We start from the raw sequence: 20,156 nt of genomic DNA on the forward strand, positions 1-20,156 counted from the left end.
GCTCCGACAGACGCGCCATAGCGCAGGCCGGGCGGGCCGGTTTCCTGCCGGCCGGCCCGGTGGGCGCCGTGGTGCCGGCTGAGCGGGACACGGAAGCCGGCGGTGCCCGGGGATGACCGCCACGGCCGATGCCGAGGCGGCCGCCAACGAGCTGATGCCTCTCGCCGAATACCTGGGCAGCGTGCTGCGCCGGTTGCGGGCTCTGCCTCCGCTCGACCTCGACCTCACCCAGGCGCACGGCAACGTGCTCGCGCACGACGTGCTCGCACCGAACCCGTACCCGGCGTTCGACCAGTCGGCCATCGACGGGTACGCGGCGCGCTGGGAGGATCTCGCCTCGGCCGGGCGGATCGGGTCTCATCCGTCCTTCGGGGCGTTCGAGGCCGGGTTGCGCCCGGTCCGGCTCAACGTCGTCGGTGACCTCGGCGCCGCGAGCTGGCGCCCGGTGCGGCTGACGCCCGGGACCTGCTTCTCGGTCGCCGCCGGGGCTCCGCTGCCGATCGGTGCCGACGTCGTCGTCCCGGTGCACTGGACCGACCAGGGCATGGCCGCGGTGGAGATCATGCACGCCCCGAAACGGGGCTCGGGGGTTCGGCGGGCCGGCGACGAACTGCCCGTCGGCCGGGTGCTGGCCACCGCCGGGTCATACGTGACGCCCGCGATGGTCGCTGTCTTCGCTGCTTCCGGCATCGGGCACGTCGTGGTCCGGCCCAGCCCGCGGGTGGTGGTCGTGGCGACCGGCGACGAGCTGGTCGACGTGGGCCGGCCCAGCCAGCCCGGGCAGATCGTGGACGCCAACTCGCATGCTCTGACCGCGGCCGCCGTCGAGGCGGGCGCGCTGGCGTACCGGATCGGGATCTGCGACGACGACCCGGAAGGGCTGCGGGGGTTGCTCGAGGACCAGACGCTGCGGGCCGATCTGATCATCACCACCGGGGGTACGGGTACCGGGCCCGGTGACATGCTGCGCCGGGTGCTCTCGCGACGTGACCACGGGCGGGGCGTTGTCGAGTTCACCGACGTCGCGCTGTGCCCGGGTGCGACCCTGGGGTTCGGCACCGTCGGCGGCGAGGAGGTCCCGGTGGTGTGCCTGCCGGGGGAGCCGGGTGCCGCGCTGATCGGGTTCGAGGTGCTGGCCCGGCCGGTCATCCAGCTGCTCGCCGGCGCGGAACCGGTGTTCCGGCCCGGCGTGAAGGCCCACCTGCTGGAGACGGTCTCGTCACCGGGCGGGCTGCGGGAGTTCCGGCCCGCACATGTCGCTGAACGCCGTGGCGGTGGCTACACAGTGCAGCCGCTCGCCGGTGGGCCGTACACTCTTTCCGGCCTTGCCGAAGCCAACGGTCTGCTGGTCCTCGGCGAGCGGGTCACCGCGGCTTCCGCCGGGTCGACCGTTGATGTCCTGTTGCTCGACCGGAGGCGATGATGCTGGGCTCCACGCCCGGATGGCCTGCCGTCCTGGCGGACGGAGCCGTCCTGCTCAGGCCCTATCGGCGTAGTGACGCCCGGGCCTGGTCCGAGGTCCGCGTCGCGAATCAGGCGTGGCTCGGCCCGTGGGAGTCGGCGCCGCCGGGGCCGTGGGCGGAGATGAACTCGGCCAGTTCGTTCCTGTACGTGTACCGGGACATGAAACGGGCCGCCCGCCGCGGCGACAGCATGCCGTTCGCCGTCTGCCTGCGGCACGACGACGGCCGGGAACGGCTGGTCGGGCACCTCAACCTGGGGAGCATCGTGCGGCGTGCGTTCGGTTCCGCGTACGCCGGGTACTGGGTTGATTCCCGGGTCGCCGGCCGGGGTGTGGTGCCGACGGCGCTGGCCCTGGCAGTGGATCATGCTTTCGGTCCGGGTGGGTTGCACCGGGTGGAGGTCAACATCCGGCCGGAGAACATGCCCAGTCGGCGGGTCGTGGAAAAACTGGGTTTCCGCGAAGAGGCGTACCACCCGCGTTACATGCACATCGACGGAGCGTGGCGAGACCACCTCGGATACGCGATGACCAGCGAAGAGGTGTCCGCCGAGGGTGGGCTGCTGGCCCGCTGGCGGCGAGTGCGTACCACAACAAAATGATCATCGGCTAGTCACCGTCCGGCGCGGCGCGGCGAGATATGCAGCTCGCGCCCGTAATCTCGGGGAGATTGCGACTTTCGTGCCGGGCGCCCACTGCCCGGGCACGCTCCAAGGCTGACGGGAGGGGTGAGGGTGCCGACCTCGGTGCTCCTCGCCGTCCTCGCCGCGGCCGGTCTGCTCGCCCTCGCACCGGCCCTCGTCCGCCGGTACGACGCCACCGAGCGCCTGGCCGCGGAGCGGGCGTCGTCGACGGCACGGGTGCTGCAGCGCCGCCGTCGGCTACGAACTGTGCCCGGACGTCAGCCTGTCAACCCCGGTCGTCAGTACGTGGTTACGTCGCGGACCCTAACGGGTGATCCTGCGGGTGCCACCGCCGACCCCACCCCGGAAAACGCCCCGGTCTCCGCCCCGCCGGTCCGCCGCCTGCGGGTGGTCGGTTCCCGGCCGGCCCGGCGCCGGGCGCCCGTACGCCGGCAGACCCCGGCCGTGGTCCGCCGCCGCCGGGTGTTCGCCGCCCTGCTCCTGCTGAACGTGATCGAGCTGGTCGGGGTGCTCGCGGTCAGCCCCGGCTTCTGGGTCAGTTTCGCGGTCACCGGTGGCCTGCTCGGCGTGTACCTCGTGCACCTGCGCAACCGGGCCATCGCCGACCGCAAGCGGCTGCGCTTCGAGGCCCGGGAAGCCGCCTGGCTCGCGGCCCGCCAGGCGGAGGTGCGCCGGGCCCAGGCCCGCCGCGCCGCTGCCCGCCGGGAGGCACAGCGCCGGCTCGCCGCGCAGAAGGAGGCGGTCCGCCGTACGGCGATGGGCCTGGACCGCGACCCCAACGACCTGCCGGCGGCGGTCAACGGGGCCTCGGTCTCCTACCGCCGCGGCGGCGGCCTGCGCGGCCGGGCCTACGAAGCCGGCGGCCGGGGCTCCGCCCACCCGGCTTGATCCGCTGACGGAGGGGCGATTCGCGGGACGCGCGGGGGACCTGTTAGCCTTTGTGCGGTCCTACGGGGTCGAGACCTACGGGTCTTGGGCCTCCAGGTCTGGGGGGCTGTGGCGCAGTCTGGTAGCGCACCTCGTTCGCATCGAGGGGGTCTGGGGTTCAAATCCCCACAGCTCCACCAATTAAGGCCTTGACCGGCAGAAATGCAGGTCAGGGCCTTAAGTCTGTCTGTCCTCGTCGTCGCCGTGACCAATGACCGGCCTTGCCGGGGCGGCCTCGCTCCGCAAGCTCAACACCCCCGCGATCGAGGGCATGCACGCTGGCATCATCGTCTTCATGGGTCTCGTCTGCTTTGGCTTGATCATGCTCGGGGCGGACAGCGTGCCGGTCGAGACGATGGCCATCGAGGAGGAGACGAGTGTCTCAGCCTGACCGCACCGCCGTGGCGCGCGCGATGGAGACCTTCCTGCGGGCCGCCCCGGCCGACCGGCTGCGGCTGGCGCCCGAGCTGGTGAACCGGATCGGCGCCGACCGGCTCGGCGCGGTGATCGACGCCACCCGCGAACACGTCGGCGGGATCGAGAGCGTCACCGACACCGCCGCCGGCCTGGCCATCGGCGGCCCGGCCGGGCAGGTGCCGGCCTGGGGCCGGGTGGACGAGCAGGGCCGGCTCATCGGTCTGTGGGTGTCCGGCGCTCCGTACCGACCCCGGTCGCCGGTCGTGCCCGTGCTGATCTCTCATCTCGCGCCCGTCCTGCCCATGGCCTGGGCCGTGGTGGTGTGCTGGACGGCCGGCACCGTCCAGGGCTGGGCGGGCGCCGTGCTGGGGCTGGCCGGCGTCGTCGTGCTGATCGAGGGTTTCGGCGCACTGGCCGCCCGGCCGTGGTGGATCCGCCGACCGGTCGAGCTGCTCGCCGCCGCCGGGCTCGCCTCGGCGCTGCGCTGGAGCTCGCTCGCACCCACCGGCGGCACGGTCGCCCTGGTCACCGGGGTGCTTGTGCTGATCGCCGCGGTGGGCGCGCTCGTCCTGACCCGGCGGCACCGCTGGCATGCGGCCACCGCCGATCCGTTGCCCGTCTTCCCCGTCTCCGGGCAGTGGTATGTGGTGCAGGGCGGTGGCCGGCTGAGCAACCATCACGCCGTGGTTCCGGAACAACGCGGCGCCATCGACATCGTCGGGATCCGCGGCAATCCCGGCTACGGCGAACCGGTTGTCGCGCCCTGCGCCGGACGAGTGGTGGCCGCGGTGGACGGCATCGAGGATCAGGAGCCCGGCACCGTCCGGTTCGCGCCGCCCTACGGCAACCACGTCAGCATCGACACCGGCTCCGAGGTCGTCACCCTGGCCCATCTGCGCCCCGCCACCGTGGCGGTCGAGACCGGCGACGAGGTCCTGGCCGGCCAGTTCCTGGGCGCGGTCGGCAACTCCGGCAACAGCACCGTGCCGCACTTGCACCTGCAGGCCGCCCGTGACGGCCTCGGGCTCGACCTACGGTTCGCTGAGATCTCCGGCGGCTGGTACCGCGGCCGGACCGTGCACGCACCGCCGCACCCGGCCGGCGGCCGTCGTGATTGACGCCGTGGTCGTCGGCTCGGGCCGAACCGGGTTGGCCGGCGCCGCCTCGCCGGGCCTCGTCGGCGCGGCCGCGGGGGTGAAGGCGGGTCCGCTACCGGGATGCAACCGGGATCTTGCTGGGGGATCGGCGGAGCGGGCCGATGTTCGCGCTCATGAACGAGAAACTGATCCTCGTGGCCGAGGATGACGCTGACCTGCGGGACATGCTGACGTACGCGCTGGAGCGGGCCGGGTACACCGCCGTGGGGGCCAAGGACGGCAACACCGCGGCCCGGATCCTGCAGGTGGCGCGGCCGGTCGGGATCGTCACCGATGTACGGATGCCGGCGCTCAACGGGATGGAGCTGTGCCAGTTGGTGCGCAGCAACCCGGAGGTGAGCAACGCCGCCGTACTGATGGTGTCGGCGAACGCGCACCTGCATGACATCAACGCCGGGCTGAGTTCCGGGGCTGACGGGTATCTGCCGAAACCGTTGTCGCCGCGGCGGCTGGTTTCCGAGCTTCAGCAGGTCATCGAGCGTCGCAAGCTGATCCTTGCCGAGTGAGAGGCAACATCAGGACAGTAGGGGTTACGACCGTTTGATTGATTCCCCGGTCCGGAGTCGGATCATGACGGAATGACCTCCTTCATCGCTCAGCTCAGCGACTCGCACCTGACGACCGGGCCGTTGGGCGGAGGACCCGCCGCCGGGCTCCAGCTCGCCCTCGCCCGGGTCATGGCCCTCGATCCGCGACCCGACTGTGTCGTGGTCACCGGTGATCTCACCGATCATGGCCTGGAGGAGGAGTATGCCGCCCTCCAGGAGGTGATCGGGGACTTTCCGCTGCCCCTGCACCTGACCACCGGCAACCATGACGACCGGGACGCCATGGTGAAGGCTTTCGGCGGGGATCCGTACTATTCCGTCGATTATCCGGGTTTCACCGTCATCGCCCTGGACTCGCTGATTCCCGGGTCGCCCGCGGGGCGGCTCGGTGGCGAGCAGCTGGCGTGGCTGGACCATGCCCTGTCCGCGCGCCCGGACGTGCCCGCGCTCATCGGGTTGCACCATCCGCCGATGGCGGTCGGCATACCGTTCCTCGACGCGATGCGGTTGCTCGACGGCGAGGAGTTGCGCGAGGTCGTGGCCGCGCACCGCAACGTCACCCGGATCATGGCCGGGCATGTGCACCGGCCGATCACCGCGGCTTTCGGGGGTACGGTCGTGACGGTCGCGCCCAGCACCTGGCGCCAGTCCGGTCTGCTGCTCGGCTCGGACGCCCCACCCGGGTATGTCGCCGAGCCCACCGGTTTCCTGCTGCACCTGGTCGACGGGCCCGACTGCGTGACCCACACCGTGCAGGTCAGTCACGCTGCGGCACTGCTCGGCGCATACTGACCGCCGCTCGGCGCATAGATCATTGCGCGGTTCCGGACCCGCTATACGGTCAGAGGCCAAGCGGGAAGGGGAGTCCGATGATCGATCATGTCGTCCTCGGGGTGCATCACCTGGACGAGAGCCGGCACTTCTACGAGAACGCGTTGCGCCCGCTGGGCATCAAAGTGGTGGCCGAGGAGCCCGAACTGGTGGGTTTCGGCGACGACAGCGGGCGCCCGTTCTTCTGGCTCGCGGTGCGGGAGCCCACCCACCGGGTCCATGTCGCGTTCACCGCGACCGACCGGGCCGCGGTGGACGCGTTCCACGCCGCCGCGCTGCACTCCGGTGGGGTGGACAACGGCCGGCCCGGGCCGCGGCCCGGCAAGCACGAGAACTACTACGCCGCGTACGCGTTCGACGCGGACGGGAACAACATCGAGGCGGTCTGCCAGCGGCCCGCCGATTTGTGAGTCTCGCAACTTTTGGGTGGTATCTCTTGAGGCAGCCTCGGAGGTGACCGCCATGCCCGCATCCCTGCCCTTCAACGAAGTAGACCGGCTCGCCGCGCTGTACGAACTCGACATCCTCGACTCCGAACCGGAGAAGGACTTCGATGACATCGTCGCCCTGGCCTCGGCCGTGTGCGGCGTACCCATGTCCCTGGTCACGATGGTCGACACCGACCGGCAGTGGTTCAAGGCGCGGATCGGCACCGACCTGACCGAGACGTCCCGGGAGCTCTCGTTCTGTGCTCACGCGATCCTCGGTAAGGATCTGATGGTGGTGCCGGACGCGACCCGCGACCCCCGGTTCGCCGGCCATCCGATGGTCGAGGAACAAGGCGGGATCCGCTTTTACGCCGGCGCCCCGCTGATCACCACCGACGGGTTCGCGCTCGGCACGCTCTGCGTCGTCGACTCCGAACCGCGCAATCTCGACGTCGAGCAGATGCAGGCGTTGCGGGCGCTGTCCCGGCAGGTGACGTCCCAGCTCGAACTGCGCCGGTACGCCACCGCGCTGGCCAACACGACCGCCCGGCTGCAGGAGCTGGAACGCCGCAAGGACGACCTGGCCGGCCTCATCGGCGGCGAGCTGCGTGCGCCCCTGCGGCTGATCCAGTCCTACCTCGCCGAGCTGGGGGACAAGGGCACCCACGACGCCGGGCTCGCCGACCTCGTCGGCCGGGCCACCGCCGCCCACGTGCGCGGCTTCACCGACCTGCTCGGGCACCTCACGTCGATGTCCGACGCCGGGACCGGCGGCGACAGCCTGCACATGCGCCAGATCGACCTGACCCGGTTGACCCGGCGGGCGGTCGAGGCGGTGCGGCCCATCGCGGCCACGAAACACATCTGGATCCTCAACCGGTCCGACGGGCCGGCACTGCCGATCATCGCCGATCCCGTACGACTCGAGCAGGTGATCATGCACCTGTTGTTCGCGGCGGTGAAGTACACGCCGGACGGCGGCCGGGTCCGGGTCGGCACCGAGGTCGAGTCCGGTCCGACGGTCTTCCTGGACGACATGGACATGCCCGACGGGATGCGCCCGGACCTGTTCCCGCACCTGTACTACGGCACGATCGCCAACCCGGCCGGGGTGCCCGGACCGGACCGGGGCCTGGCCGTGGCGAAACGGGTCCTGGACGCCCACCACGCGACCGTCGCGCTGTCCGACCGGCCCGGGGACGGCACCTCGCTGCACGTCGTGTTCCCGTTCGCCGAACCGGAACTCGCGTTCGCCTGAGAGACCACCCCGCCCGGCTGCAGTTCGGGCGGGGTGGTCTCCCCGGGTGCCGGACGGTCATCCGACGACCGCCGGCCGGATCAGGTCTCGTGCGCCGGGGGAGGCGCGGTGGCCCGCCCCGCCGCCGGATGCGCCGCGACCGGCACCTGGGCCCGGCTCGGCGGCCACGTGTCCACCTGCGGGGCGACCTGCTTCGGCAGCACCAGCGGACGGTCGGCCGACGGCACCGCGTTCGCCCCGGACAGCCCGGCCCGGTGCAACTTGTGCCAGCGCAGCCGGCCCCCGGTCATCGCGGTCACCACCGACTGGATCAGAACCAGATACATGAGCTGCCGGTACGCGAACTGTTGCAACGGCAGCCGGAGCAGCGGGACCATCGACTCGCGGTCGAAGCGGAACGCGACCGCGGCGGTGAACAGCTGCAGGGCCAGCATCAGCAACCAGGCCGTGGCCGTCGCGCCGAGCTCCCAGAAGACCAGGCCGTACAGCAGCATGATGTCGACGACCGGGGCCAGCATCGGCAGCGCCAGCCCGAACAGCGCCAGGAACGGCAGCCCGACCCGGCCGAACCGCCCCGACGGACCCGAATCGGTCAGCGCCTTGCGGTGCTTCCACATCGCCTGCATGGTCCCGTAACTCCACCGGTACCGCTGGCGGTACAGCTGCTCCATCGTGGCGGGCGCCTCGGTCCAGGCCCGGGCGCGCTCCTCGTACACGACCCGCCAGCCGTCGCGGCACATCGCCATCGTCACGTCGGTGTCCTCGGCCAGCGTCTCGTCGCTGATCCCGCCGACCCGGGCCAGGGCGGCCCGCCGGAACGCCCCGATCGCCCCGGGCACGGTCGGCATGCAGTTCAGCACCTCGTACAACCGCCGGTCCAGGTTGAAGCCGATCACGTACTCGATGTGCTGCCAGCTGGCCACCAGGCTCGACCGGTTGCCGACCTTCACGTTGCCGGCCACCGCGCCGACCGACGGATCGGCGAACGGCTGCACCAGCATCCGGATCGAGTCCGGCTCGAAGATCGTGTCGCCGTCGACGGTCACGATCAGCTCGCTGCGGGCCAGCGCGATACCGGTGTTCAACGCGTTCGACTTCCCGCCGTTCGGCACCCGCACCACCCGCACGTTGGGCAGGCCCAGCCGTTCCACGATCGCCGCGGTGCCATCGGTCGAACCGTCGTCGACGACCACCACCTCGATGGCCGGATAGTCGCCACCGGCGAGCGAGCGTACCGCCGCCTCGATGCCCTCCTTCTCGTTGTAGGCGGGCACGATCACCGACACCGGTTCGGTCACCGGCGGACCCCAGCTGAAATCCTTCATGCGGCGGTGCCGGGCGTGCCGGGTCGCGAGCACGAGCATGAGCGCGGTACGAGCGATGGTGAGCGCCCCGACGACCACGAACAGTCCGGCGATCAGCCACACCAGTCCGTCAGCGACGTGCACGGTCCAGATCAGGGCGGAACCGCGCCATCTGTCCGTACCCTCCGCGTGGGGGTTGACCGGCAGCAGCGGAAGCGTCGCCGCGTCCTGCTGGCGCTCCTCGATGGCGAGGTTCATGCCCTCGGTCACCGTGGTGAAACGGTAACCACGCTCCTTCATCATCGGGATGAACAGGCGCAACGCGGCGACGGTCTGCGCCCGGTCACCACCGGCATCATGGAACAGGATCACCGCGCCCTCGTCGCCCGGCGGGGTCGCGTTCTGGATGATCGATCCGACCCCCGGCCGCCGCCAGTCCTCACTGTCCCGGTCGTTCACCACGACCAGATAGCCGTCCCGCCCGGCAGCTTTGACGATCTTCCAGTTCGTCTCGTCGATGGCCTCCGCCTTGGACGAGTACGGGAAGCGGGCCAGATTGGTCCGCACGTCCGCGGCCCGGGCGATGGCGACCTGCGTCTGCGACAGCTCCAGGCTGCGCCGCCACGGGGCGATCCGCTGCAGATTAGGGTGGGTGAACGTGTGCAGGCCCAGCTCGTTGCCGTGATCGGTGATCCGCTTCGTCAGGTCCGGGTTCCGCGCCACCTCGGAACCGACCACGAAGAACGTGCCGTGCGCGTCGTTCTCCGCCAGCACCTCCAGCACCTTCGGCGTCCACACCGGGTCCGGCCCGTCGTCGAACGTGAGGGCGATGGTCCGCTCCGGCAGGCGGCTGGAACTCTCCTGCCCCCCGGTGGTGTTGATGATCGGCCCACCCCGCCGGATCGACAGCGGCACGCCGGCCTGGTCACCGACCTCGGAATCCTTGTGGTCGGCGGTGAACTCGGCATTCACGTACGCCTGGGCCACGAGCACCCCGACGAAGACGGCGATGAGCAGCACGCCGAGCATCACCCGAGGTTGAGGCAGGATCCGCCTGCGGTACCGGCTGCGGTTGCGGTTGCGCCGGGCTGTCATCCGCCGACCTCGGCACTGGCATCCGGTTCGGCTTCCGACGAGGACCGGCCCTCGACGGCCGGCTCCGGCTCCACCGCCGACTTGGGCTCGGGCTCAGGCCCGGGCTGCTTGCGCTGAGCAGCCGGCTTGCTTGAGGTGGCCGGCTTGGTCGGGCTGGTCGGGCTGGTCGGGCTAGTCGGCTTGGTCGGGCTGGTCGGCTCGCATTCCTTCTCCGGCATTTCCGATTTATCCGGCTTGGGGGAGGTGGCTGGCGCGGTGTCGTCGTTGCCAGGGCCGTCGTTGCCAGGGCCGTCGCCGTCGCCGTCGCCGCCGTCGCCGTCGTTGCCGGATCCGTCGTTGCCGGATCCGTTCTCGTCCGGCGACGAGGTGGCGGGGTCCGGAGAAGCCGTCGCGGCCGGAGAGGTGGTGTGGGCCGGAACAGTGGTGTGGGCCGGGGAGCCGGTGTGGGCCGGGGAGCCGGTGTGGGCCGGGGAGCCGGTGTGGGCCGGGGAGCCGGTGTGGGTCGGAACAGTGGTGTGGGCTGGGGAGCCGGTGTGGGTTGGGGCGGCGGTGTGGGCCGGGGACGAGATGGGGTCTGGGGAAGTCGTGGGGTCCGGGGTCATGCCGCCGCCGCCCTCACCACCGGTTCCGGTGCCGCCGCTGCTGGGGTCGCTGTCGTCCGGGGTGCCGTCGGTGGTTCCGTCGTCGGTTCCGCCCGAGCCTCCGCCGGAGCCTCCGGTGCTGGTTTTTGGGGGTGCTGGGGCGACCGTGGGCGGGGGCGGCGTGGTTGTGCTCACCGGGGTGGAGGGAGTCGGGGAGGCTGCCGGCTTCGTGGTCGCCGACTCCAGGGGGCGGGTGGTCGTCGCGGTGGGGAGCGGGGTTGTCGTGGTCGGCTTCGCGGTGGGGGTCGGTGACGTGGTGCGGCGTACGACCGGGGTCGCGCTGCGGGACGGCTGCCGGGTGGTGACCGTCGGGCGTACCGCTGGGGCTCCTCGGTTGGGGAAGGACTCGAGCAGCGGCCGGGTGGTGCTCTTGGCCGCGGGTGGCGGTGGGATCGGGCTGGGGCGGGCCGTGACGGGATCGGCGTCGTCGCCCTTCGCGAGGTCGGGCAGTGGCAGTACCGCGTTCGAGTTGACCGGGCCGCCGGCCAGGCTGACGCTGATGAGTCCCCCGTAGGCCATGCAGAGGGCACCGAAGCCGTATGCGACGCGTTGCAGCACGCGCCTCCGGCGTCCGGTCGAGTCCACGAACACCGGAGAGGGATGCGCGATGACGATCACCTCGGTGTCCGAGGTGTCGGCGGCGGCGGAAATCGGGTTTTGGGGCTCCTGCAATGTCACGCGGCGAGCTTAAGAAGATCTACTAAGATCATGATTTTGCTTCACCTGATCGGTGGTCGACCGTAGGGGGAGGCTGAATCAACCGAAACGGTGAGCGTGAGCGTTTGACCTGATCAACGACGTGTGATCGGCATTGTGGGAAATACGCCTGACCAGCGATGAATTATTTTCCCAGCGAAGGTTACGCAATTATTCAAAAAAAGTTGCTGTCGTATCAGCGACTTTCGGACCACGCTTTTCCGAGTCGCTTTCACGAACACATATGTGGCTTAAGAAGCCAATGTAGCAGATTGTCCGTTTCGTCCTCCCTGGATCGTGCCCCTGGCTGGGAGTGTCTGCCTCGTCACTGGAGGAAGTCATTGTGCAGCAAGATTCGGCGACAATTTGGGAAGTCCACCCATTGTGTCCGTCAACGACGCTCGTTAAGCTGCTTTTTGCACGCCCCTATCGCCCGCTTCCCCCGTGGCAGGCGATCGGGGCGTTGCCTATTCAGGCACTGTCCACCGGGTCAGATGTCGGTGCTGAGAGCCAGTTCGCGGCCGGCCTCGATGTCGTCGGTCAGGGCCGCCACCCGGCCCTTCGCCAGGCCGTAGGAATCCGAGCCGAGCAGCTGGTGCAGCGGTGCCTTGCCGCCGACGGCGACCTCGATGATCGCGGCCACCACCTTGACCGGGTCGCCGAGCTGGGTGCCGGGCATCGCGAGGTGGGCCTCGGTCATCTCGCGGATCGCGTCGTAGCCCTCGGCCACCCGCTCCGGGAGGCCGAGCGAGCTGGTGCGCAGGAAGTCCGTACGCGTATAGCCGGGTTCGATGATGGTGACCTTGATGCCGAGCCCGGCGACCTCCGTCGCGAGTGACTCCGACAGGCCCTCGAGGGCGTATTTTCCGGCGCTGTAGAGGCCCCATCCGGGGAACGCGGTGAGTCCGAGGATCGACGAGATGTTGACGATGTGACCGCTGCCGGCGGCGCGGAGGTCCGGCAGGACCGCGCGCAGGACGTTCCAGACGCCGAAGATCTGGACGTCGAACATCTGCCGGGCCTCGGCGTCGGTGATCTCCTCGACCGCGCCGAGGAAACCGTATCCGGCGTTGTTGACGACCACGTCGATGGCGCCGAACCGTTCGGTGGCCGTGCGGATCGCGGCCGTGACGGCGTCGCCGTCGGTGAGATCGAGCTGCAGCGGCAGTAGCCGGGAGCGGTCGGCCGTGCCCAGGGCCTCGTCGAGGCGGTGCGCCGAGCGGGTGGTCGCCGCGACGTTGTCACCCCGGTCCAGGAGCTGTCTGACCAGCTCGAGGCCGAGGCCGCGGGAGGTGCCGGTGACGAACCAGGTGGCCGGGCCGGTGGTGGGGTACGACATGGGGGTCTCCTCTGCTGGATGTGTCTCCAGCGTGCGGCGCGAGGAGCCCCCGCAGGCCCGCCGAGCAGGCCCGCTTCAACCTAGGAATTGCAGTCCCACCTAGATCCAGCGGCCGCCCAGCCACATGCGGGCGGACCAGTCGTCGTACGGCATCAGGTGGCCCACGAAGATCGGGTAGAAGTAGGCGAAGCAGAGGGCGACCAGCAGCAGGTAGACGCCCGCGACGATGGTGCCGATCAGCTGTCTGTCCGTTCTCGCCGCGCCCTCGGCCGTGCCCCCTGGCGGCGTCATGATCGCGCCCAGGGCGTACACGACGGCGAGGATGAGGAACGGCAGGGCCGGGAGCACGTAGAAGGAGAACATCGTGCGGCCGTCGGCGATGGCGAAGTAGAACCAGGGCAGCAGGCCGGCCACCACGCCGGTGCCGATGGCCAGGGCGCGCCAGTCGCGGCGGGCGATGCCGAACCAGACCAGGGCCGCGAGCGCCGGGAGGAACGACCACCAGAGCAGCGGGGTGCCGAGCAGCAGCACCTCGGCGGCGCAGCTGGGGGCCCCGCAGTTGCCGCTGCCGCTCCAGGAGAACGCGACCGGGCGGCCGAGCAGCAGCCACTGCCACGGCCAGGACTGGTAGACGTGCCGGTCGGTCAGGCCGCTGTGGAACGTGTAGGCCTGTTGGTGGTAGTGCATGAGGTTGAGCAGGGCGCCGAGGATCGGGGGCTCGCCCATGCCGTTGGCCTCGCGGTAGTGCCGGAAGTAGCCGGTGTCGGTGACGAACCAGCCGGTCCAGGTGGCGAGGTAGAACAGCACGCTGAGCACGAAGCTCAGGATCAGGTAGCCGAGGTCGCCGAGCAGGCCGTTGACGATCGGGCGGCGGACCCCGGCGGAGCGGCGGGCCTGCACCCGCCAGGCGATGACGAGGGCGGCGAAGAACGGGGCGAAGAACAGCGCGCTCCATTTGACACCGCAGGCGAGGCCGAACGTCACGCCCGCCGCGAGCAGCCACCACGGGACGATCCGGGGGAGCTGGTGCTCGACCGCCGGGTCGTAACCGCCCTCGAGCCCGCGCAGCCAGCGCCGCCGGTAATGGTCGCGGTCGAGGAGCAGGGCGGCGAACGTCATCAGGATGAACAGGCCGAGGAAGATGTCGAGCAGCGAGGTGCGCGACAGCACGAGCTGGAAGCCGTCGAGCGTCATCAGCAGGCCCGCCGCGCCGGCCAGCACGATCGAGTGGAACATCCGGTAGGCGACCCGGATCAGGATCAGGATCATGAGGATGCCGGCGATCGCGGCCGGGAAGCGCCAGCCGAGCTCGTTGTTGCCGAACGCCTTCTCACCGAGCGCGATCAGCCACTTGCCGAGCGGCGGGTGCACGACGTACGCGGGGCCGTTGTTCTTCTCGTCCCACTCGACGCCGTGGGTCAGCATGTCCCAGGCGTCGGTCGGGTAATACACCTCGTCGAAGATGTAGCCCTTGGGGTGGGTGATGCCGACCAGCCGCAGGATCGCGGCCATCGCCACGATCACGCCCGTGACCACCCAGGAGTACGGGTTCAGCCAGTTGTCGAGCGTGGCCAGCCGGCGCCGGACGGCGTCGGGCACGCCACGCACCCCCGGGGGCACCACCGCGACCGGGGGCTCGGCAGCGGGCAGCGGGCTCGGGGTGTCAGTCTCAGCTGTCGCCGAAGTCACCAGGCGATCGTAGGCTGCCCCGGCCCGTAGCGAGAAACCACGCGGCGTGTGATGGACTCGGCGGGTGACTGACGCAGCGCTGGACAGCGGTACGGGCCGGGTGGTGCTGGTCGGCGCGCCGCTGGGCAACATCGGGGACGCCTCCACCCGGCTGCGGGAGGTGCTCGCCGCCGCGGACGTCATCGCGGCCGAGGACACCCGGCGCCTGCACCGGCTGGCGAAGGACCTGGACGTCACGATCAGCGGGCGGATCGTGTCGTACTTCGAGGGCAATGAGGAGCGGCGGACCCCCGATCTGGTCGAGGCCCTGCGGGGCGGCGCGGTGGTCGCCGTGGTCACCGACGGTGGCATGCCGAGCGTCTCCGATCCGGGTTACCGCCTGGTCCGGGCCGCGCTCGACGCCGGTTTCCCGGTGAGTGCCGCGCCCGGCCCGAGCGCCGTGACGACCGCGCTGGCGTTGTCCGGCCTGCCCAGCGACCGGTTCTGTTTCGAGGGGTTCCTGCCGCGGACCGGCTCGGGCCGCCGTTCCCGGCTGCGGGAGCTGGCCGCCGAGCCGCGCACGCTGGTGTTCTTCGAGGCGCCGCATCGGATCACCAGCGCGTTGCAGGACTTCGTCACCGTGTTCGGCGACCGGCGTGAGGCCGCGGTGTGCCGGGAGCTGACCAAGACGTACGAGGAGATCCGCCGGGGTCCGCTCGGTGAGCTGGCGGCGTGGGCGGCCGAGAGCGGCCCGCGCGGCGAGATCACCGTGGTGGTGGCGGGCGCGCCGGCCGGTCCCGCGGAGCGCCCGGCCGACGACGAACTGCGTGCGGAGGTGGCCGGGCGGGAAGCCGCCGGCACCACCCGCCGGGACGCGATCCAAGCCGTCGCCGACGTGTACGGCCTGCGCAAACGTGATGTCTACGCGCTCGTGCACACGACTCAGTAGGCGGCGAACAGGAAGCCGGCGAGCAGGATCAGCGGGCCGGCCACACTGACCGCCAGGGCGCCGCGCCGCGCCTTGATGGTCTCCAGCCGGCCCGCCCCGGTCAGCCCGGCGATGCCGAGGCCGCAGAGCAGCACCAGCACGAAGCCGAGGACCCAGCGCAGGTGCACGAGCGGGCCGGTGTCCCCGACGTACGCCTGCCGGCTGGTCATGCTCACCATCCGCGCGCTCGCGGTGGATCCGGTGGCCCGTTGCTCGGCGTCCACGCCGAGCAGGGCGACGTCCTGGACGCTGTACGACCCGTCGGTGGCGGCGAAGGTGCCGAGGCACCGCTTGGTGACGCCGGATCCGCTGCAGTGCGAGACCACGGCGGTGCCGTCGCGGCCGTGCCCGACCGCGAGCCAGAACGGCTCCGCGCTGACCCAGGAGAAGAACGCGGCGACGAGGGCGAGGGTCAGCAGTGCGAGGAGCCCGCTCACTGGACGCCTGGGGTCGCGGGGTTTCCGCCTGGGGGGCTGACCCGCGGCCAGCTTGTCCCGGGTCGCCTGCGGGGGCCACGCGGCGTCCCGCGCCCTGTCCTCCTCGGTCCGCCAGAACGGTGACGTCTCCAGCAGGGCCGCGGTGCGCTCAGCTCGGACCCGGTCCTGCAGTGCCCGGTCCGCGCGCGCCCGGTCGTCCTTCGCCCGGCTGAGCCGGCCCCGGCCGGGGAATCGCGGCAGGACCACCGTCGGCCGGTCACGGCCGCCTTCCCGTACGTCGTCAGCACCGGCCCGTACGTCGTCAGCACCCGTTCGCGCGTCTCCCGTCGTTTCGACGGCCTCGCCCTCCAGGTGCCCGGTGGGCTTGCCGGGGGCCCGGGCCGGTCGCGGGTCCTCCATGGGGAGCGCGGCCAGCAGGTCGACGATGGTGGGTTCGTGCTCCGGGTCGGTCACCGGGGGTTCCGGGGTGGCCCGGGCCGCGTACGCGATGGTGCTGCCCTCGGTGTTGAACCGTTCGTCGTCCACCGTGTCATGGGCGTTCTCGGCGCCGGGGCTCTTGTCGGCCACCGGCCGGGGCTTGCGGCGTTTCCGGACCGGGGCCGGCGGCGTGGCCGTGGCGTCCGGACCGGGTGGCGCCTCGAAGATGGCGCGCGAGGTCTCGGCGACGGACTCCGGCGCCGGAGGCAGCGCCGGGCTGGTCGTGCCGGTGAGCGCGGCGGTCGCGTCGGCCGTGCCGGCCTGATGCGCGATCGCGGCCGCGCCGGTGTGCCGGGCGGGTTCCGGCGGTTCGAGAACCGGTGTCACGGCCTCGGTCCTGGTCCAGGGGTTGCCCTGGTTGCGCGGCGTCTGCCCAGGCTGCGGCGCGTCTCCGGTCATGGCTCCCATTGGACTACGGGGTTGATCATCAGTCCGGGAGATACCCGGCGTGTCGGGCAAAAAGGGCGGGCAGCTATCCGTTCGCGGGTTCGGGGGCCGGGTCACTACGCTTGCCGTATGAGTCACGTTCTAGCCGCGGTCGCCTGGCCCTACGCCAACGGCCCGCGCCACATCGGTCATGTCTCCGGCTTCGGGGTGCCCTCCGACGTTTTCAGCCGGTTCATGCGGATGTCCGGCCACGACGTGCTCATGGTCTCGGGCACCGACGAGCACGGCACGCCGATCCAGGTCCAGGCCGACGCCGAGGGTGTCACGCCGCGTGAGCTGGCCGACCGCTACAACCGGGTGATCGTCGAGGACCTGCACGGGCTCGGCCTGTCCTACGACCTGTTCACCCGCACCACCACCCGCAATCACTACGCCGTCGTGCAGGAGCTCTTCACGGGCCTGCACGAGAACGGCTACATCATCGCCAAGACCACGCTCGGGGCGAAGTCGCCGTCGACCGGCCGCACCCTGCCCGACCGTTACATCGAGGGCACCTGCCCGATCTGCGGTTACACCGGCGCGCGGGGCGACCAGTGCGACAACTGCGGCAACCAGCTCGACCCGGAGCAGCTGATCGACCCGCGGTCGAAGATCAACGGGGAGACCCCCGAGTTCGTCGAGACCGAGCACTTCTTCCTCGACCTGCCGGCGTTCGCCGAGGCGCTGGGCAAGTGGCTCGACACCCGCGACGACTGGCGGCCCAACGTCCTCAAGTTCTCCCGCAACCTGCTGGAGGACCTGCAGCCCCGGGCGATCACCCGGGACCTCGAGTGGGGGGTGCCGATCCCGCTCGACGACTGGCGCGACCGCAACGACAAGCGCATCTACGTCTGGTTCGACGCGGTCATCGGTTACCTCTCCGCGTCGATCGAGTGGGCCCGCCGCTCAGGTGAGCCCGACGCCTGGCGCAAGTGGTGGCAGGACAGCGACGCCCTCGGTTACTACTTCATGGGCAAGGACAACATCGTCTTTCACTCGGTGATCTGGCCGGGGCTGCTGCTCGGGTACTCCGGCGAGGGCGACAAGGGTGGCAAGCCGGGCTCGCTCGGCGCGCTCAACCTGCCCACCGAGGTGGTGTCGAGCGAGTATCTGACCATGGAGGGCCGCAAGTTCTCCTCGTCGCGCAAGGTCGTCATCTACGTCCGCGACTTCCTGGAGCGCTACGACGCCGACGCCCTGCGCTACTTCATCGCCGCGGCCGGGCCGGAGTCCAACGACACCGACTTCACCTGGGCCGAGTTCGTCCGGCGCAACAACGACGAGCTGGTGGCCGGCTGGGGCAACCTGGTCAACCGGTGCGTCTCGATGGCGGCCAAGAACTTCGGCGCGATCCCCGAGCCGGGCGAGCTGACCGACGAGGACCGGGCCGTGCTCGACACCGCGCGGGCGGGCTTCGCGAGCGTGGGCGCCCTGCTCGGCAAGCACCGGCAGAAGGCGGCGATCGGTGAGGCGATGCGGGTGGTCGCCGAGGCCAACAAGTACCTCTCCGACCAGGCGCCGTGGAAGCTCAAGGACGAGGCGTCCAAGCCCCGGATGGGCACGATCCTGCACGTCGCGTTGCAGGTCATCAGCGACTGCAACACATTGCTGACGCCGTTCCTGCCGCATTCCGCGCAAAAGGTGCACGAGCTGCTCGGTGGCACCGGGGTGCACGCCCCGATGCCGTCCATCGTGGAGGTCGAGGACCTCGACGGCGGCCCGGCCTACCCGGTGCTCACCGGTGACTACACCGTGGGCGCGACGTGGGAGTCCGTACCCATCAAAACCGGCATTTCGCTGGCCGCACCGAAGCCGGTCTTCAAGAAACTTGATCCGTCGGTCATCGAAGAGGAGCTGGAGCGTCTCGGCTCCTGAGACATTTGTGCACGTCAGCCCGCTGGTGCCGAAAGGCGCCGGCGGGCTTGCTCAATTTTGGCTGTGAATCGGATTGATCGGCGTAGCTCGGATCGGGTACGTTCAGCGCCGACCACGGGGGAAACGCTAGCGTTTCATCGGTACGGCTGCGTTCCATCGTTACCAGCCGTGCCGTGTCGTCATGTCTCCTTCGTCAGGGTCACCCCCCTCAGAGGAGTTTCCTTGAACGTACGACGCCTTAAGCGGCCACTGCTGGCCGTCGCTGTCAGTGGTGCGCTGCTGGCCGGTGGGGCTCTCGCTCCCACCGCCGCTTTCGCCACCGACTCCGGGCGTGAGTCGGTCGCCGACGCCAGCGTGCTGCTGGACGACGAGCCGAGCCCCACTCCCACCACCACCCCGCCGCCGGTGACCCCGGAGCCCTCCGCGCCGACCTCCCCGGAGGCCTCGGACCCGGCTTCTCCCGAGCCGTCGGACCCGACCTCCCCGGAGCCGTCGGACCCGGCCTCTCCCGAGCCGTCGGACCCGACCTCCCCGGAGCCGTCGGATTCGACGTCGCCCGAGCCGTCGACGCCGGCTTCTCCGGAGCCGTCCACGACGACGCCGGCGCCGGCGCCGGACAAGACCGCGCCCACGGGCACGTTCGCGCTGAACACCGGCTCCCTGTGGGTCGGCCAGCGGGTCACCTTCACGCAGAAGACGGTCACCGACAACGTGAGCTCCGCCGCGAACATCGCGCGCGTGGTGAACTGGGGTGACGGCTCCTCGTCGACGCTGAAGCCGGGCCAGGCGATTAACAAGCAGTACACCAGGAACGGCAAGTTCACGATCACGTTCACGGTCAAGGACAAGGCGGGCAACACCGCCAAGAAGACCGCGGCCGTCACCGTGACCACGCCGGCCAAGGTGAAGTTCTCCCGCTCCAGCGCGTGGCTCGGCCAGCGGATCACCGCCACGTTCAGCGGCGTCCCGGCCGGCACCACCCGGATCCGGTTCGACATGGGCGACGGCTACGTCGAAGAGATCAAGCCGCGTAACCAGTCGTACAACTTCATCTACTACCACCGCCTGAACGGCGGCCTGGTCAAGGGCGCGACCGTCCTGCGGGCGACGTACTACAACAAGTACGGCGCGTCGTCGGCGATCTTCCTCGGCAAGATCCAGGTCAAGGCCGACTCCTGGAAGCCGGTCGTCAAGGTCAACAAGCCGAAGAACGCGAACCGGATCAGCTCCTGGAAGACCGTGTCCGGCACGGTCACCGACAAGGGCTCCGGCGTGCCGGTCGTCTACGTCTGGGTCAGCCGGATCGCGGGCAGCAAGGTGTACTGCTACACCCCGCAGAAGAAGTGGAAGCAGGTCTACACCGAGGCGCAGTACAACAACTGCGAGCCGGTCGCGGTCAAGCCCTCGAAGGGCAAGTGGTCCGTGAAGGTCAACGGGCTCAAGAAGAGCACCATCTACGTCGACGCGCTCGCGTTCGACTGGGCCGACAAGCAGAGCAAGTGGGCGTCGGTCAAGTCGAAGCTCACGCGTAGCTGATC

At 70.4% G+C, this 20,156-nt stretch carries 17 protein-coding genes and 1 tRNA gene; 13 read left to right on the forward strand and 5 right to left on the reverse strand.

The features are described from left to right. Positions 1 to 112 precede the first annotated feature (112 nt). From glp to ACIA6A_RS11445, 10 genes are all read left to right on the forward strand, one after another. Positions 113 to 1,423 (forward strand): gephyrin-like molybdotransferase Glp, encoded by a 1,311-nt coding sequence (gene glp / locus ACIA6A_RS11400; RefSeq protein WP_396097394.1) that lies wholly within the window; start codon positions 113 to 115, stop codon positions 1,421 to 1,423. Continuing rightward, the gene (locus ACIA6A_RS11405) at positions 1,420 to 2,064 is read left to right on the forward strand and encodes a GNAT family N-acetyltransferase (protein ID WP_396097395.1); all 645 of its coding nucleotides are present in this window, start codon (positions 1,420 to 1,422) and stop codon (positions 2,062 to 2,064) included. Before glp ends, ACIA6A_RS11405 begins: the two co-directional genes overlap by 4 nt. Positions 2,065 to 2,190: 126 nt before the next feature. Then, entirely contained in the window at positions 2,191 to 2,994 is an 804-nt protein-coding gene (locus tag ACIA6A_RS11410; RefSeq protein ID WP_396097396.1) for a hypothetical protein, read from the forward strand. 102 nt (positions 2,995 to 3,096) lie between these two features. Continuing rightward, positions 3,097 to 3,173, forward strand: a tRNA-Ala gene (locus tag ACIA6A_RS11415). Positions 3,174 to 3,244: 71 nt separating this feature from the next. Then, on the forward strand, positions 3,245 to 3,424 hold the full coding sequence (locus ACIA6A_RS11420) for a hypothetical protein (protein ID WP_396097397.1): 180 nt from the start codon (positions 3,245 to 3,247) through the stop codon (positions 3,422 to 3,424). Continuing rightward, positions 3,411 to 4,568, forward strand: a complete 1,158-nt coding sequence (locus ACIA6A_RS11425) for a M23 family metallopeptidase (RefSeq protein WP_396097398.1) — start codon at positions 3,411 to 3,413, stop codon at positions 4,566 to 4,568. The genes ACIA6A_RS11420 and ACIA6A_RS11425 overlap by 14 nt, the downstream gene beginning before the upstream one ends. A 152-nt stretch (positions 4,569 to 4,720) precedes the next feature. Beyond that, positions 4,721 to 5,113: a response regulator transcription factor gene (locus tag ACIA6A_RS11430; protein ID WP_396097399.1), complete on the forward strand. Its 393-nt coding sequence runs from the start codon at positions 4,721 to 4,723 to the stop codon at positions 5,111 to 5,113. A gap of 72 nt (positions 5,114 to 5,185) precedes the next feature. Beyond that, positions 5,186 to 5,947 (forward strand): phosphodiesterase, encoded by a 762-nt coding sequence (locus ACIA6A_RS11435; protein WP_396097400.1) that lies wholly within the window; start codon positions 5,186 to 5,188, stop codon positions 5,945 to 5,947. Between the two features lie 77 nt (positions 5,948 to 6,024). Continuing rightward, complete coding sequence (locus ACIA6A_RS11440) at positions 6,025 to 6,396, forward strand: VOC family protein (protein WP_396097401.1); 372 nt, start codon at positions 6,025 to 6,027, stop codon at positions 6,394 to 6,396. 52 nt (positions 6,397 to 6,448) lie between these two features. Beyond that, positions 6,449 to 7,672, forward strand: coding sequence for a GAF domain-containing protein (locus tag ACIA6A_RS11445; RefSeq protein ID WP_396097402.1), 1,224 nt, complete (start codon positions 6,449 to 6,451; stop codon positions 7,670 to 7,672). A gap of 80 nt (positions 7,673 to 7,752) precedes the next feature. On the opposite strand, the gene ACIA6A_RS11450 is transcribed toward ACIA6A_RS11445, so the two are convergent. The 4 genes from ACIA6A_RS11450 to ACIA6A_RS11465 form a co-directional block, all read right to left on the reverse strand. Beyond that, positions 7,753 to 10,071: a bifunctional polysaccharide deacetylase/glycosyltransferase family 2 protein gene (locus tag ACIA6A_RS11450; protein WP_396097403.1), complete on the reverse strand. Its 2,319-nt coding sequence runs from the start codon at positions 10,069 to 10,071 to the stop codon at positions 7,753 to 7,755. Continuing rightward, positions 10,068 to 11,390, reverse strand: coding sequence for a hypothetical protein (locus ACIA6A_RS11455; RefSeq protein ID WP_396097404.1), 1,323 nt, complete (start codon positions 11,388 to 11,390; stop codon positions 10,068 to 10,070). The genes ACIA6A_RS11450 and ACIA6A_RS11455 overlap by 4 nt, the downstream gene beginning before the upstream one ends. Positions 11,391 to 11,898: 508 nt before the next feature. Continuing rightward, entirely contained in the window at positions 11,899 to 12,747 is an 849-nt protein-coding gene (locus ACIA6A_RS11460) for an SDR family NAD(P)-dependent oxidoreductase (protein ID WP_396097405.1), read from the reverse strand. Between the two features lie 99 nt (positions 12,748 to 12,846). Continuing rightward, on the reverse strand, positions 12,847 to 14,439 hold the full coding sequence (locus tag ACIA6A_RS11465; protein ID WP_396097646.1) for a dolichyl-phosphate-mannose--protein mannosyltransferase: 1,593 nt from the start codon (positions 14,437 to 14,439) through the stop codon (positions 12,847 to 12,849). Positions 14,440 to 14,500: 61 nt separating this feature from the next. Here ACIA6A_RS11465 and rsmI point away from each other — a divergent pair, with 61 nt between their 5' ends. Further along, a complete protein-coding gene (rsmI, locus tag ACIA6A_RS11470) occupies positions 14,501 to 15,364 on the forward strand; it encodes a 16S rRNA (cytidine(1402)-2'-O)-methyltransferase (protein ID WP_396097406.1) in 864 nt (287 codons plus the stop codon). Here rsmI and ACIA6A_RS11475 read toward each other — a convergent pair. Continuing rightward, positions 15,358 to 16,716 carry a hypothetical protein gene (locus ACIA6A_RS11475; protein ID WP_396097407.1) on the reverse strand — a complete coding sequence of 453 codons (1,359 nt, stop codon included), beginning with the start codon at positions 16,714 to 16,716 and terminating at the stop codon, positions 15,358 to 15,360. The genes rsmI and ACIA6A_RS11475 overlap by 7 nt on opposite strands. Before the next feature lie 117 nt (positions 16,717 to 16,833). Here ACIA6A_RS11475 and metG point away from each other — a divergent pair, with 117 nt between their 5' ends. Together metG and ACIA6A_RS11485 are read left to right on the forward strand one after the other, a co-directional pair. Continuing rightward, a complete protein-coding gene (gene metG / locus ACIA6A_RS11480; protein ID WP_396097408.1) occupies positions 16,834 to 18,618 on the forward strand; it encodes a methionine--tRNA ligase in 1,785 nt (594 codons plus the stop codon). A gap of 222 nt (positions 18,619 to 18,840) precedes the next feature. Next, entirely contained in the window at positions 18,841 to 20,154 is a 1,314-nt protein-coding gene (locus ACIA6A_RS11485) for a PKD domain-containing protein (protein WP_396097409.1), read from the forward strand. The last annotated feature ends 2 nt before the right edge of the window (positions 20,155 to 20,156 follow it).

The sequence above is a fragment of the Actinoplanes sp. NPDC051494 genome (assembly GCF_044454705.1).
GTDB lineage: Bacteria > Actinomycetota > Actinomycetes > Mycobacteriales > Micromonosporaceae > Actinoplanes.

What these genes read in the sequence shown, in the direction of transcription:
- glp (WP_396097394.1), top strand. Translation starts at nt 113, where the DNA reads ATGACCGCCACGGCCGATGCCGAGGCGGCCGCCAACGAGCTGATGCCT.
- ACIA6A_RS11405 (WP_396097395.1), top strand. Translation starts at nt 1,420, where the DNA reads ATGATGCTGGGCTCCACGCCCGGATGGCCTGCCGTCCTGGCGGACGGA.
- ACIA6A_RS11420 (WP_396097397.1), top strand. Translation starts at nt 3,245, where the DNA reads ATGACCGGCCTTGCCGGGGCGGCCTCGCTCCGCAAGCTCAACACCCCC.
- ACIA6A_RS11430 (WP_396097399.1), top strand. Translation starts at nt 4,721, where the DNA reads ATGAACGAGAAACTGATCCTCGTGGCCGAGGATGACGCTGACCTGCGG.
- ACIA6A_RS11435 (WP_396097400.1), top strand. Translation starts at nt 5,186, where the DNA reads ATGACCTCCTTCATCGCTCAGCTCAGCGACTCGCACCTGACGACCGGG.
- ACIA6A_RS11440 (WP_396097401.1), top strand. Translation starts at nt 6,025, where the DNA reads ATGATCGATCATGTCGTCCTCGGGGTGCATCACCTGGACGAGAGCCGG.
- ACIA6A_RS11445 (WP_396097402.1), top strand. Translation starts at nt 6,449, where the DNA reads ATGCCCGCATCCCTGCCCTTCAACGAAGTAGACCGGCTCGCCGCGCTG.
- ACIA6A_RS11450 (WP_396097403.1), bottom strand. Translation starts at nt 10,071, where the DNA reads ATGACAGCCCGGCGCAACCGCAACCGCAGCCGGTACCGCAGGCGGATC.
- ACIA6A_RS11460 (WP_396097405.1), bottom strand. Translation starts at nt 12,747, where the DNA reads ATGTCGTACCCCACCACCGGCCCGGCCACCTGGTTCGTCACCGGCACC.
- ACIA6A_RS11475 (WP_396097407.1), bottom strand. Translation starts at nt 16,716, where the DNA reads ATGACCGGAGACGCGCCGCAGCCTGGGCAGACGCCGCGCAACCAGGGC.
- metG (WP_396097408.1), top strand. Translation starts at nt 16,834, where the DNA reads ATGAGTCACGTTCTAGCCGCGGTCGCCTGGCCCTACGCCAACGGCCCG.